At 43.5% G+C, this 13,736-nt stretch carries 7 protein-coding genes and 1 pseudogene; 3 read left to right on the top strand and 5 right to left on the bottom strand.

Translation table 11 applies throughout. The features are described from left to right. Positions 1-2,048: 2,048 nt before the first annotated feature. The 3 genes and pseudogenes from QT990_RS23750 to QT990_RS23760 form a co-directional block, all read right to left on the bottom strand. Positions 2,049-2,903 (bottom strand): annotated as a pseudogene (locus QT990_RS23750) (sigma-70 family RNA polymerase sigma factor); the annotation flags it as partial. Positions 2,904-3,577: 674 nt separating this feature from the next. Continuing rightward, positions 3,578-6,892: a helicase-related protein gene (locus QT990_RS23755; RefSeq protein WP_333465830.1), complete on the bottom strand. Its 3,315-nt coding sequence runs from the start codon at positions 6,890-6,892 to the stop codon at positions 3,578-3,580. A gap of 106 nt (positions 6,893-6,998) precedes the next feature. Continuing rightward, on the bottom strand, positions 6,999-8,651 hold the full coding sequence (locus tag QT990_RS23760) for an AarF/ABC1/UbiB kinase family protein (RefSeq protein WP_333144127.1): 1,653 nt from the start codon (positions 8,649-8,651) through the stop codon (positions 6,999-7,001). Between the two features lie 300 nt (positions 8,652-8,951). On the opposite strand from QT990_RS23760, the gene QT990_RS23765 reads away from it, so the two are divergent. Continuing rightward, entirely contained in the window at positions 8,952-9,536 is a 585-nt protein-coding gene (locus QT990_RS23765; protein WP_333144089.1) for a Uma2 family endonuclease, read from the top strand. Positions 9,537-9,630: 94 nt separating this feature from the next. Next, positions 9,631-10,440, top strand: a complete 810-nt coding sequence (locus QT990_RS23770) for a hypothetical protein (RefSeq protein WP_333144090.1) — start codon at positions 9,631-9,633, stop codon at positions 10,438-10,440. A gap of 94 nt (positions 10,441-10,534) precedes the next feature. On the opposite strand, the gene QT990_RS23775 is transcribed toward QT990_RS23770, so the two are convergent. Continuing rightward, positions 10,535-11,596 carry a mannose-1-phosphate guanylyltransferase gene (locus QT990_RS23775; RefSeq protein ID WP_333144091.1) on the bottom strand — a complete coding sequence of 354 codons (1,062 nt, stop codon included), beginning with the start codon at positions 11,594-11,596 and terminating at the stop codon, positions 10,535-10,537. A gap of 218 nt (positions 11,597-11,814) precedes the next feature. After that, positions 11,815-12,426: a thylakoid membrane photosystem I accumulation factor gene (locus QT990_RS23780; protein WP_333144092.1), complete on the bottom strand. Its 612-nt coding sequence runs from the start codon at positions 12,424-12,426 to the stop codon at positions 11,815-11,817. 322 nt (positions 12,427-12,748) lie between these two features. On the opposite strand from QT990_RS23780, the gene QT990_RS23785 reads away from it, so the two are divergent. After that, positions 12,749-13,651: an undecaprenyl-diphosphate phosphatase gene (locus tag QT990_RS23785; protein WP_333144093.1), complete on the top strand. Its 903-nt coding sequence runs from the start codon at positions 12,749-12,751 to the stop codon at positions 13,649-13,651. The last annotated feature ends 85 nt before the right edge of the window (positions 13,652-13,736 follow it).

Below are 13,736 nucleotides of genomic sequence, written 5' to 3' on the forward strand. Positions count from 1 at the left end.
GAGGCTCTTTCTGCCCATTCTTGTGACTACTTTCCTATGCCTGACCTCATTCCCGAATTTCAGACCTGAATCCTTACCAAATCTTTTTGCTTGATGGGAAGCCACAGAGTGTAAAAAAGTTCACCGGGATTCAACCACTCGACCCAAACTTTCTTTGCATGACCGTAAATCAAATCTTGTTGTGGCGCTTGAGACCACCAATCCTCGATTTTCATATACAAATCGTCTAAATCTTTTTGCAAGGCTGCCAGAGTTTTTGCTTTCTTGATGGCTTTTGTATCTAGGGCCCGCTGCCGATCGCCGTGTCTGGCGATAATTTGGCAATAATCGTACAGTTTGTCGAGTCCAGCTTTACCGAATTGAAGCTCCTGGAAAAGGTGCGAAGCACCGGTATTTGGGGCTAGTAAAGACGGTCGCATTGCTGCTGCGGCTAAGAGCAAGCTTACGGCTTGATTCCATTCACTTTTTTCGGGTAATGAATAGCTGGCGGTGTAACTGGTGAAGTCATCTTTAAGCAGATTTGCAAGTTTTCCATATCCTACATCATCGCGCAGGTTTTGTCCTAGCAATACTGCTCTAATTAAATGCGGTGGCAGGTGCGGTTCAAAGTTGGAGTATTGTTTTTCAAAGCAGCGAGCTAAATGAAACGCAAGGCTGAGTTTTTCTTCAAGAATCAGCCGCCAAACTAAGTCGCGCAAAACTGCTGGACGTTCTCGATCGGGGTCGTCCAAGATGGATTGAGCGATTTGTTGAGCGGTATCATTGGGCGAGAAGCTGTAGAGAGACTGTTTTTCTTCTCTTTTTTTATTTCCCGGCTTGTCAACTTCTTTTCCTTGCTTATTTTCCGAATTTTGCTGATTTATCTGAATTGTGGGTGGCAGTTCTATGGGTGGAAAATTAGGGATATTTTCAGCGGTTTGCTGCGCGATCGCCTCCTCTGTCAATACCGAGTTCAACTCTGCTAATGGTGGTTGTTCGACAACAGGAACAGTTTCAGATTCCGGCTCATAAACTAAGGAAGTTTCGTCTAAGTTATTGTTAGTAGAAACCGCAGGCAAATCTGGTATTGTTTCCGACTGAATAATCAGTTTACCTCTGACTGCTGCCATCGCCAGAGTTCTTTCAAATGATTTTGCTACGGCATCCTGTAAAGAAGCTAAATGCTCGTCATCTGCTGCTTCCCATTCTGCAATTAGTGTTAGCAGTTGGCAGAATGGATGATTACCGTCAGCCAAGAGTTGGGTGTAGGGATGCAAGTCAGACTCCTGGGATTCGGAGATGGCGCGTTGAAGTTCGCGGGCTGTTTTCTGACATTCCAGCAATGACTGAAAATTGCTCTCTACTCGATGGGCGATCGCTAAAACTCGTTCCAGAACCCTCAAAGCAGAGTCGCGGACAAGAGCGATCGCACTTTTTTGCTTCTCGGCCAAATCCACACGCTCAAGTACAGACTTGATATCTGCTAAAGAATCAATTTCTTCAACTTTCAGCGTTGTCGATACTGCAAAATATTCAGCCAATTCTAGCACATTATCGCGAAGCTGAATAAACTTTTTATGGGACTCATCAAGTTCTTGAATCAGCTCTTTAGATATAGGTATACCAGGGTTTAGCAATTTTCGACTCGCCTCTGACAGCCGTTTCTCTAGTTGGGAAAAAACATCTTCTAGTGCGGTGAGTTGTTTGAGTAAGTCTGCTGAATTGTGTTTCATCGGTTTAATCGCTCCATTCAAGTTATTTTCTCTCAGTTCGGCAATGTGGAAATTATGCTCATTCAAATTTGCATAATTCAGATTGTTTTGACTTCCATCGGTTCTCGACAAGTAAGTCTCCTCCAATATAGTTTCTTCTATATTTGATTCTTCTATGAAGTTGTTAAAAGGAATTAATGGTTCTGTCATATTAGCTGTATCAACTATTTTATCACGAACAGGCTCCTGTAAGAAAGTGTCGCGGCTGCGAGACAAGTTTTCTGAGATATTGAACTGTCTGGGCTGCATCGGTTGGGCGATCGGTCTTTTTGTCTGAGTTTGGTCAATCCCTGTAGGGCGAATACATTCTTTTAAAATACTGTTGCGGTTGGGATGGCGCAATCTTAGTAAAGCCTTAGCCTCAATTTGCCGAATCCGTTCGCGGGTAACATCAAATATATTACCGATTTCCTGTAGACTTTTCTCGCGGCCATCATCCAATCCGAATCGCATCCGAATAACGTCACGTTGTCTAGGACCCAGAGTATCTAAAACGCTTTCTAAATCTTCGGCAAACAAATTTTTATATACTTTTTCTTCTGGTGTTTCTCCATCGAATTTAATCAACTCTCCCAATGTATAGTCTTCATCATCACCCATTTTAGTATCTAAGGAAATGATAGATTTAGCCGATTGAACAACAAAGCGCAATTTGGCAATTGTTATCTCCATTTTAGTCGCGATTTCTTCTTCCGTAGGCTTGTGGCCGATTTCTTGAGAAAGCTGTTTGGTAGTTTTCTTGATCTTCGAGATAGTTTCATAAACGTGAACTGGTAGGCGGATAGTCCGCGATTGATCGACAATAGCCCGCGTAATTGCCTGACGAATCCACCAATATGCGTAGGTGGAAAACCTGGTTCCCATCGTGCAATCAAACTTTTCTACAGCCTTGATTAAACCGAGATTTCCCTCCTGAATCAAGTCTAATAAATCCAGCCCTCGATTTTGATATTTTTTAGCGATTGAGACTACCAGCCGCAAGTTAGACTCTACCATTTTGTCTTTCGCTTTTGGGCTGGCCTCTAATTCTAACTCAGAAAATTTTCGAGCTAATTCAATCTCTTCGTCAGCTTTGAGCATGGGAATTCGACCGATCTCTTGCAGATAAACGCGAAGCGAATCTGGCGGTATACGGTCTTCTTTAAATTTGATGCTGTCAGGAAGAGTTTTATGCCAAGCTTCATGAAATTCGTCAAAGTTGCTAAATCCGTGATTTTTATGCAACTCTGCCAAGGAAAGAGCGAAGAGATTTTTTAAATGGGAGTTTGTAGGACTGTCGAATGGGATATCTTTAATATGTTTGACTTTTCCTAATACATCTTTAGATTCATTGCCTTTGTCGGGGCGGCGGTTGATAATGGATAAAGTCAGAGTTTGTCCATGCTGGAATAGAATTATCGCGGGCTTGAGAAAGAGTTTATTAATCTCGCGGACAATGCCGTCAAGCTGTTCGCTAGTGTAGGTGCTACGCTGCAATTTTATTGCGAAAAACAAGTAGGAAGAAATGAAAAACGTATTTTCTCCCTTAGCTCTTGTCTCCAAGGATAATTTTAGCTGGTCATCACCCGCAATTTCATCCCAAGTGAGCTGAAATAAAAAATCAACAGTTAGCCATTCATTTAACAGAGCTTTTTGGTGATTTAGCTTTTTATCACTATCAAATTTGGCAATAAAATTATCCGAACTCTTAGGATAAAAGGGAAGAGTTTTATCACTGCGGTAGCCAAGAGCTAAAAACAAATTTCTAGCGTTATCGGCAAGTTTTCCCTTGACAAAACTACTTAAAGCTTCATTAATAGATGCTTTGGCTTGTTGTTCGCTGACGCTCATTTAATCACCAGCCAGGTAATCAGTTCAAAATCAGTTGTTGCTTTAACCTGATGCGCTTGCTCAACCAACACAGCACTGCGGCTAGACAGCAGGTGGCCGATGAGCCGCTTGTTGTAAATACCTGCAATTGAATCAACCGCGCGCTTAAGCAAATCGTTATACAAACTCATATCAAATCCGTTATTAGTTTGTCTATCGAACAAGTTGCACAACTCTTCATAGGGAACAGTACACCCCGCGCAGAGCAACTGATATATTTCAAGTATTTGTTTGGGTTGAGCAAAAGTTAATCGCACTTCCTTATTTTCTCGAACGTAAACTAAAAAGTATGGTTGCAGCGGGTTGACGGTTTTATTATCAAGACAATCGCCTTTTTGTTTGAGGCAAAAAATTACGCCGGGAGCAATTATCGGGTACTCCGAGTTAGTTGGAACTACGGCATAGAGTCCTAAAGGGGCATCTTGGAGTAGTTTGCGGTTGCTCTCAATGTATTTGGCTAGTTCCATTCGGAAATCATCGAGAGTGAATTCCGTTAGGGCTACAGTCTCGGTGAAATCTTCGAGATCCAGCACCTCGTCTTTCAATCGCAGCAACTGCTTGTCGCGGTATTTCAAATCACTCTCAATCAGTTCTTGAATCTCCTTTGCCTCCAGCAGGTTATCTTCAAATGTACCAGCCATGTCCGCTAAAGCCATCCGTGCTTCTACTCGATTTTTCAGATTGATGTATTGATCCAAGTCCTCTGTCGGCCAAAAATTAATTAATTGTACCGTGTGGTTGGGGCTGCCAATGCGATCGCACCTACCGAACCGCTGGATAATTCTGACTGGGTTCCAGTGTATGTCGTAGTTAATCAGATAATCACAATCTTGTAAATTTTGCCCTTCCGAAATACAATCAGTGGCAATTAATAAATCAATCTCGCCGTCTTGCTGCATAGATGGAATTTGGGCGCGTTTCTTGGCGAAAGGCGAAAAATTTGTCAGGATGTGATTGAACTCGTTTTTGCCAAAGGTAGTCTTATTTGCCGCCGATCCCCCAGTCACCAAAGCTAAGTTAATTTTCAATTCTAATCTTGCCCATTCCCGCAATCCTTCGTAGAGATAGACTGCCGTATCTGCAAAGGCAGTAAAGACTAAAACCTTGCGATTTGGTTTGCCATGCTTGTTAGTCGTAGGATGCTTGACTTTCTCGGCGATCAGTGCTTTTAACTCAGCCAGCTTGGCATCGCGTTCCACAGAAATGCTTTGGGCAGAATTGTAAATTTTTTTAAGCTGTTCCTTGTCGCGTTTCAGGTCTTTTAACCAGGTTTCGACATCGAGGTGCGCCATTTGAAATATCAGCTTCTGACCTACTTGCATGGCATCTTGCAACTCTTCATCGTCCAAGTCTTCAATCATCCAATCGCTGAAAGTTACTGTCTGGTTAGCGTCGCGAGATTGCTGCAATTGCTGAAAATTTTTAATTTTTGTCTCTAGATCTCCAGTTTTTTTAATCGTGCGCTCCATTGTCAGCGCAAAGGAACGGATGGAGCTTTCTAAGCGTTTAAGAAAATTGACTTTCATCATGCCGATCAAACAGCGTTCGCGATCGCTCTGTTTGAAATTTCGCACTCCTTTATTTTCATACACCGAACGGTATGGCGGCAGGACATATTTTGAAGGGTTGAATAGCGAGAGTTGATATTTAGAAATTTCGCTGTTAAGCTGTTCGTAGGACAGGAACTCACCCTTTAGGTCAATCTCAGGAAATACCGAAATGGGTTTGAGCCGTTCTGGAAAGCCGCCTAATTGGGCGATCGCATCTTTATAGTATTTTTGAATGTGCTTGCGCGATCGTGCGATCGTCAATTCGTCAAGCAGTTTGAAAAAAGCAGAACTTAGTTCTTCCAGCAGTTCGCTAGTTTTGCGATCCCTACTTTTCTTGGCCCACTTGGTAAATTTCCCCTGAGCATCAGCTAGTGTAGCGCGCAGACTGGCAATTCCCAGCGATTCGCTAAACGCAGCATCGCGACCTTCTGTGATAAAATAAAGTTGATTCCGCAAATCCTTTAAATCATTGTTAACCGGAGTTGCTGATAAGAGTAGCACCTTAGTTTTGACACCGCTCTTGATAATGTCATCCATCAGCCTTTCGTAACGGCTTTTTCTAATTAGATTGCCAAATTCGTCCCGTTTACTCTTGATGTTGTTGCGGAAATTGTGGGATTCGTCAATAACTACCAAGTCATAGTTGCCCCAATTAATCTTTTCTAAATTAAGATCCCCAGAGTAACCGGAATCCCGGCTCAAGTCGGTGTGAGACAGGACTGCATAGTTAAAGCCGTCTTTAAGAAAAGGATTCAGTTCGCTATTGTTCTGTGCTAGATATACCGTCCAATTCTCGCGGAGTTTTTTGGGACAAAGAACCAAAACTGTTCCTTTATTGCGAAGTTCAAAATATTTGATCACCGCTAGAGCTTCAAATGTTTTACCTAAACCAACGCTGTCAGCAATAATACACCCGTTATATCGTCCGATTTTATTGATAGCAGCCTTAACTCCGTCTTTCTGAAATTCAAATAGAGATTTCCAAATTTCTGTATTAAAAAAGTGTAACTGTTCGCTGAGAATATCGTTTTTTTCTAGGTCATCGAGGAAAGTCTCGAAGATATGAAACAGAGTTTTGTAGTAGATAAACTCAGGAGAATTGTTCTGGTAAAGTTGCTCTAGGTACAGCAGCACATCTTGTTTGACATCTTCGATTAGTTCGGCATCATTCCAGAGTTCATCAAACCAGGCTTTCAGGTCGCGGGTATCCCGTTTGCTATCTACTTCTAAATTGAGTTCAATATTGTTGTTTTTCCTACCTAATCCCAGTCCCCGCACGGTAAAATTAGAACTGCCCGTAATAGCATTTTCACTTCCGTTATGAGCAAGGTGATACATTTTGCCGTGCAGTAAATTAGATTGCTTTACCGACCGTATCTGTACTTTTTTCTCAATCCATTCTGCACATTCTTTTGCAACCCGCTTTTGCTGCAACCGATTCTGTAGCTGCAAGCCCTCATCCTCAATTTGGAAAGCCTTTTTATCAGTTTTACTGGGGTCAAGTGACTTGATGAAGCGCGGTTCGCCAAAGAGAAATTTCAAGCTTTTAATACCTAGAAGTTGTTGCTTCAAACCATCAAAAGCATAAATTGTAAAGTAAGCAGAAACAATTGACAAGGTTGAGTTTTCCTCAACCTTGGCTTTCAAAAAATCGCCCACAGTACCCCGGCGGCGGTTGTCTCTAATTGCCGACTTTGGGAGAGAAGAATCATGCTGTGACATAGCCTACCTTTATGCGGTTGTTGCACTAGGCTATATTCTACATCTTCCACAATTCTCAAGAACAGGCTTTCCGGCATGTTCCACAACACATACCGATATTGTACAATCAACTCCGCAAACGCCCTGACCTGAGAATGCTAATAATTAACCAAAAACCCAAAAAACTCGCCGCCCCAAACAAACCAGTGCTCAGAAAAGATAGCTGAGAAGTTTGTGCGTTAGAAGAAATAATTGCCGCCCCCACAATCAGCGAACCCACGACAATACTAAAAGAAAGTCGGTTCGCAGAATCCCCCAGAGTGCGACGCAGCGGATCGAGTTCTTTTAGTGTCAAGTTCCACTTCAAAGTTTCTGAAGTAACCCGGTCTAAAAGCACTTCCACCTGTCGCGGGGATTGCAAAGACAAGCTTTTCAGATCCAGGGCAGTTCTCAACAAAGCTTGTATCGGGTCATCTCCGAATAACTGACGCCGAAACATATCGGTCATCAGCGGTTTCACCTGCTCTACAATATTAAACCTGGGATTAAAAGAGCGGGCTAGTCCTTCCAAATTAGCTAGAGTTTTTGCATACAAACCGAGATTGCTGGGAAGCCGAATTTTATTTTTGCGGGTGATTTCCAGCACCTCATAAAATATTTCCGACAAGTTCATTTGCGACAAGCTGACATTGTAATACTTGCGTAGCATTCGAGCCAAATCGTTCTCTAGATTAACTAAACTTGTCGGCTGAGCAAATTCTGCCATTTCCAAAGTTAATTGAGCGCAGCGCTGAGCGTCTAAATCGACAATTGCCAGCAACATTTCTGTCAAATTCTGCTGAGTGCGCGGGTCTAATCTGCCGACCATGCCGCAGTCTAGCAGGGCTATGCGGCCATCTTTGAGATAAAATAAATTGCCGGGATGCGGGTCTGCGTGAAAGAATCCGTCGATATATAACTGCTGGAAGAAAACGCGGCAAAGCAGCGTTGTAATTTCTTCGCGTTCGGCATTTATATCTCCTTTGTGGCGAATTCCTTGCAAGTCGCCTAGCAAAATTGGGACTCCGTTCAGCCACTCCATTACTAAGAGTTTTTTTGTAGTCAACTCCCAGTTAATTTCTGGTAAGACAACTTGTGTGGGGTCAAACCATTTACTTTTAGATAAATTGCGGCGCAGTTCGTCTGTGTAGCTGGCTTCTTGAATGAAGTCTAGTTCTGCACGCAGGGCGATCGCAAATTCTTCAGCTAGGGCGACAATATCGTATTGTTGACCGAAGTCTGTGAGCATGACAAGTTCTGCCAAACCTCGCAGTACGGCGATGTCTTGTTCGATGACAATATCAATACCGGGGCGCTGAACTTTGAGGGCGACTTCGCGGCCGTCTTTTAAAGTAGCTTTGTGGGTTTGGGCGATCGAACCTGCAGCGATGGCTTCGGTGTTAAATTTGGCGAAGGTATTTTCGAGAGATTGTGTGAGTTCCTGGCGGACGATTGCTTCTACTTGCGACCACGGTACGGGCGGCACTTCCGCTTGTAGCGTGGAGAGAGTTTCGATATAGCTGGCCGGCAAAAGGTCAGGACGGGTGCTCAGCAATTGTCCTAATTTGACAAAAACTGGGCCTAATTGGACGAGGATGTTGCGGAGAACTGCTGGAGTTGGGAGACTGGGTGCGTCGGTTTTGCGGCCGGTTAGGAGGCTTTTCATGTAGTCCCAACCGTTGCGGAAGACGACCTCTAGAATTTCTCCTTTGCGAGAATTGTTTTGAACTAGGCTAAACAAGGGGCCTCCGGGTCGATCGGGTTTAAGGGCTATATAACTACTAGGATAGCGCTGTTGACCGGGCTGACCAGTGTCTTGGGGAATAACTTGGGCGAAAGGGTGGGAATGCGCGTGAGAATTTTGGGGTGCGGGGGGCGATCGGTTTTTGGCCGTGGCATTAATCCTCATGGTAATATACAGTTAAAGCAGACATGATATTTTTATAATTAAATTTATTAACTTGAAAAGATGTGTCAAAGAATTGAATGAGTAAGTTATTAAAAACCAGATTCTCAATGTTTTTAATATCGTATAAGAGACATGATTGCCATCCCATTTCCTGCCAACTCGATCGAATTATCCATCAACTTAACTGACGAGCAATTTTTTCAGCTTTGTCAGCACAACCGCGATTATCAATTTGAACGTACAGCATCAGGGGAATTAATTATTATGCCACCGACAGGCAGTGAAACTAGCAGGCGTAATGCCGATTTAACATCTCAACTCCGAGTCTGGAACCGTGAAACTAAACTGGGAGTAGTTTTCGACTCTTCGGGAGGCTTTACACTCCCCAATGGTGCCGATCGCTCTCCTGATGCCTCTTGGGTCAAAAAAGAACGCTGGGATGCTTTAACACCGGAGCAAAAAGACAGTTTTGCTCCTTTGTGTCCTGATTTTGTTGTTGAGTTGCGTTCTCGGACTGATTCCTTGAAGAAACTTCAAGAGAAAATGCAAGAATATATAGATAACGGTGCTAAATTGGGTTGGTTAATTGACAGGCAAAATCAGCGTGTTGAAATTTATCGCCCCGGTCAAGATGTTGAAATTATCCAAAATCCTCGCACTCTATCAGGGGAAGATGTACTACCTGGTTTTGTGTTGGATTTAGCAGAAATTATGTAAGTAAAGTAAATTGATTTGTTTAGTCATGGGTCACAAATATGAGTGCAGTTGATGTAATATTTACTATTCCTGATACGATTAGGAGGTTTTTCTAATGGAATATATGTACAAACCCGTTAACAAACCATTTAAGATTTTTAGCGTTACAAAGTCGAATCTTGACAATTTGTCGAACTTGCTGGCTTCATCAGATGAATTTAGCTTAATCATAGAGAATAGTAAAGAAGATTACCTAACTTCTTCCTTACTGGCTTCATCAGATGAATTTAGCTTAATCCAAGAAGAGATTAGTAAATATTACCTAACTTCTTCGCACTGGGAATCACTAACAAATACGTATGATGTACTTTGTGAAGCTACTAAACTTCTTCAATATATAACTGCTGTTGCAAGGATTCATTTTACAGAGTTTCCACTTTTTAAGCCTGATAACATCCGCGAAGTTGACGAAGAAGGTAAGCGTCATAACCGAGTTGAGCTTTTAGTCAGAGATCCTCTAACTCGTGTTTATATCAAACTAGAAGGCGGTCAAGATAGAATCCCTATTTTAGGGTTTGACTCCTGGAGGAAGCTGGCAGAAGAAGACGAGATAGTTGAAAATGTTTTTAGACTATTTAGGGAGTTTGATCGTAACTGGATTAATCTTTACAAAGTTTATGAAATTGTCAAGAAAGATGCTGGAAAAAAAAATAAGATAGATAGGATTGAACAGTGGATAACTAAAGATAAGATTAGGCAATTCAAGCATACTGCTAATAGTCAAAGCGCAATTGGTGATGATGCACGGCACGGTGTCGATCAGAACGATCCACCAAAAGAACCTATGTCAGAATCAGAAGCAGAGGCTTTAATTAGGAATCTGGTAAAACAATGGCTTCAGTGGAAGTGCGAACAACAAAAGTAGAATAGTAAAGTACGACACAGATTAAGAAACGAAAGTCTGGATAAAGAGTAATTAATCCTTTGTATTCGCCTGCCCAATCTGTGGCGTACTTACATCACAATAAATCTTTCAACTTCTCATCTTCTCCCAAAACCTTAATTACCTGTTTAATCTCCTGCGTCCTGTCCTTTTTCACAATCAAAGTCACATTGCCATCTCTGACAACTACGACATCTTCTAAACCAATGGTGACAATCACCTCATTCTCATCGGCGGCATAAAAAATGCCACCTTTCGTATCAATTCCGACGTGTTTTGCTAACTCCACATTCGGCTTGTCTCCTTGCAGCAAACGGCCGATCGCATTCCAATCTCCCAAATCGTCCCAGCTAAAGCCTACGGGCAGAACACAAGCTTTTTGCGTCTTCTCCATCAGCGCGTAATCGATGCTAATTTTGGGTAATTCCGAGTAAGCCTGCGCGCCTTTTGCTTCCAAAGCTGCCATCATTTCCGGTACATGATTTCGCAATTCTGTCAAGACAGTTCCGACTCGAAATACAAAAATTCCCCCGTTCCAACTAAACTTGCCGCTGGCTACAAATTCTTCCGCAGTTGTGCGATCGGGCTTTTCGGTAAACCTCGCCACCCGATAGGCCGGAAAACCCCCAAAACTGCCAATTTCCTCACCTTGTTCGATGTAACCGTAACCAGTGGAAGCATAACTCGGCTTTACTCCCAAAGTGGCGATCGCATCCTGATTTTTCGCCAACTCCGCCGCCGCCTCCAAAGTCTTGATAAACTCCTGTGGTTCCCCAATCCAGTGATCCGCCGGGAAAAAACCAACAACCGCATCCTCACCGTAACGCTTCGCAGTTTCTATAGCAGTCCAGGCCACCGCCGGCGCAGTATCCCGGCCCTCCGGTTCCGCCAGCAAATTCTCCGGCGGTAACAGCGGCAACTGTTCGCGGACTCCCGCAGCCAACATTTCCGACGTTACCACCCACAAATCGTCCCAGCCGTTACCTAATTCCAAAAGTCTTTCCGCAGTAGCCTGCAGCAAACTCTTGCCGCTACCGTCGAGACTCAAAAACTGCTTGGGCCGCTGCTTGCGGCTCAGCGGCCAAAAACGTTCGCCTTTACCACCGGCCAGAATCACAGGAATTAAGGTTCTACTCATCGTTTAAAGTTTAAATAGTTCACGTCCATTTTGCCCTGAGACCCGATATGGTGTTTGTAAAGAATTACTTAGGCAGAATGATGATTGACTGTTGACTGTTGAGTGTATCACCCTAAATGTAGGGCGCGCATTGCGTACCTTACCCAATATAGAACAAAAAAACTCTCGTTAAGGAATCCTTGAAAATTGCTATAGCGACTAGCAATTACCATTACCTATTACTTCGACAATTCGACGTTAAGTTCGTTCACGACACGGCGTTTGAGCGGGATTGATTTTTCTCTGGGCAGCAAGTCAAAGACTTTCCGAAAAGCATCATCTACCTGTTCAAATGGTATTTGTCCTTTTTCATTAAAAACTACTTTTCCCGATTGGTCTAGGATGACAGTTTGAGGTACGAAACCTTCGTAATAATGGCTTGGTTCGGTGATTTCGGGTGACGGTTGCGGAGGCAAAGAGTCAATTGTTATGGGCATAAAGTCGGCTTCGCGCCCGTAAAATTCCTGGAGTTGAGAGACGACGATCGCGTATTGCTTGGAGTCGCTGCTGTCGTCAGTGTAAAACACTAACAATACGGGTTTATTGCGTTTGAAAGAATCTGTGAGTTTGACTTTAGGAGGAACTAGGGAACCGTTGCCGGCGTAGAGGGCAAAGATTGTACCGTCATAGCGATCGTCTGTGAGAGTGGCGAAGGCTGGTGGGGTGCCGGTTAGCAGTATCAAGCTAAGTGCGATCGCCACTGTTACAAGACTCGCTGACAACATTCGCCTCAGCCAGCGGATGCCAGAAGCAGCAGTAACAATTGAATTTTTGTTTTCAGGAAATATCATAGGTTATTGGCAGTTGCTGTAAGGAAAGCGAAATCAGATGCAAAAACTTTCCTAAGTTTATCAGCAAAATGTAGGCAAATGTTGTTGAGTAGGTTAAAGTAGTTTCGACTCGATGATCATAAATTGCTGATAGTGGCGATCGACAAGGCGATTCTACAGACCGAAGATCACTATTTGCGATCGGCTTTTCAGGGGCGGACTGGAACAGTCCGCGCCACAATAAAATTTATTTGTGGTGGGGTGGGCTTCTAGCTTCCCAGAAGGGTGCAAGATATTAAATTCAACTGATTACTAGAAACTGACAACTGGGAATTTACAACTAATGATAGCTTTGCTTGACGCACTCCTCGCCCAAACGCCGGCTGCTGATGTTTCCGGGCCGGCTCAAATCAATCTGGTGCAGGCCCTTGTTTTAGGAATTGTACAAGGATTAACAGAGTTTTTGCCCATTAGCAGCAGCGCTCATTTAAAGGTAGTGCCGATCGCCCTGGGATGGGGCGACCCCGGGGTTGCTTATACTGCTGTTATTCAGTTGGGCAGTATTGTCGCAGTGCTTTGGTATTTCTGGAAAGACTTGACAAATATAACTGTTGGTGCATTAGAAGCCGTGGTGCGACGCAACTACAAATCCCATGAGTTTCAAATGGCGGTGGCACTGGTTTTGGGAACAATACCTATAGTCTTTTTTGGGCTGCTAATCAAGGCATTGATTCCAGATTTTGACAACTCGCCACTCAGGAGTTTGGCCAGCATCGCTATTGCTTCGATAGTCATGTCGCTACTGTTAGCAATAGCAGAAAAAATTGGCAAGCGCAATCGTACTTATGAAAAGTTAACTGTTCAAGACGGTATTTTTATGGGATTAGCTCAAGCAATAGCCTTGATTCCGGGGTGTTCGCGATCGGGTTCTACCCTAACAGCAGGATTGTTTATAGGATTAGAAAGACCCGCGGCCGCGCGGTTTTCTTTTTTATTGGGAATTCCGGCAATTACTCTGGCTGGATTAGTGGAATTGAAGGGTTCTTTGGGAGAAGGAATCAGCGATGCTGGAGTTGCAGCTTTGATAGTGGGAACGATTTCGGCCTTTGTGTTTTCTTATTTGTCGATCGCGTGGCTGCTCAAGTTCCTGCAAACTCAAAATACCTGGGTGTTTGTGTGGTATCGGCTGGCTTTTGGTGTGGCGATTTTAACGGCGATCGCAGGTGGGGCAGTGAAAAATGCGTAGGTTGTTATAATTACAAGGACAGGCAAGATGCCTGTTCCACCAAAACAAGAACAGGCAAGATGCCTGTTCCACAAAGAGTAAATTT

This window comes from Microcoleus sp. T3_B1 (assembly GCF_036700445.1).
GTDB lineage: Bacteria > Cyanobacteriota > Cyanobacteriia > Cyanobacteriales > Microcoleaceae > Microcoleus.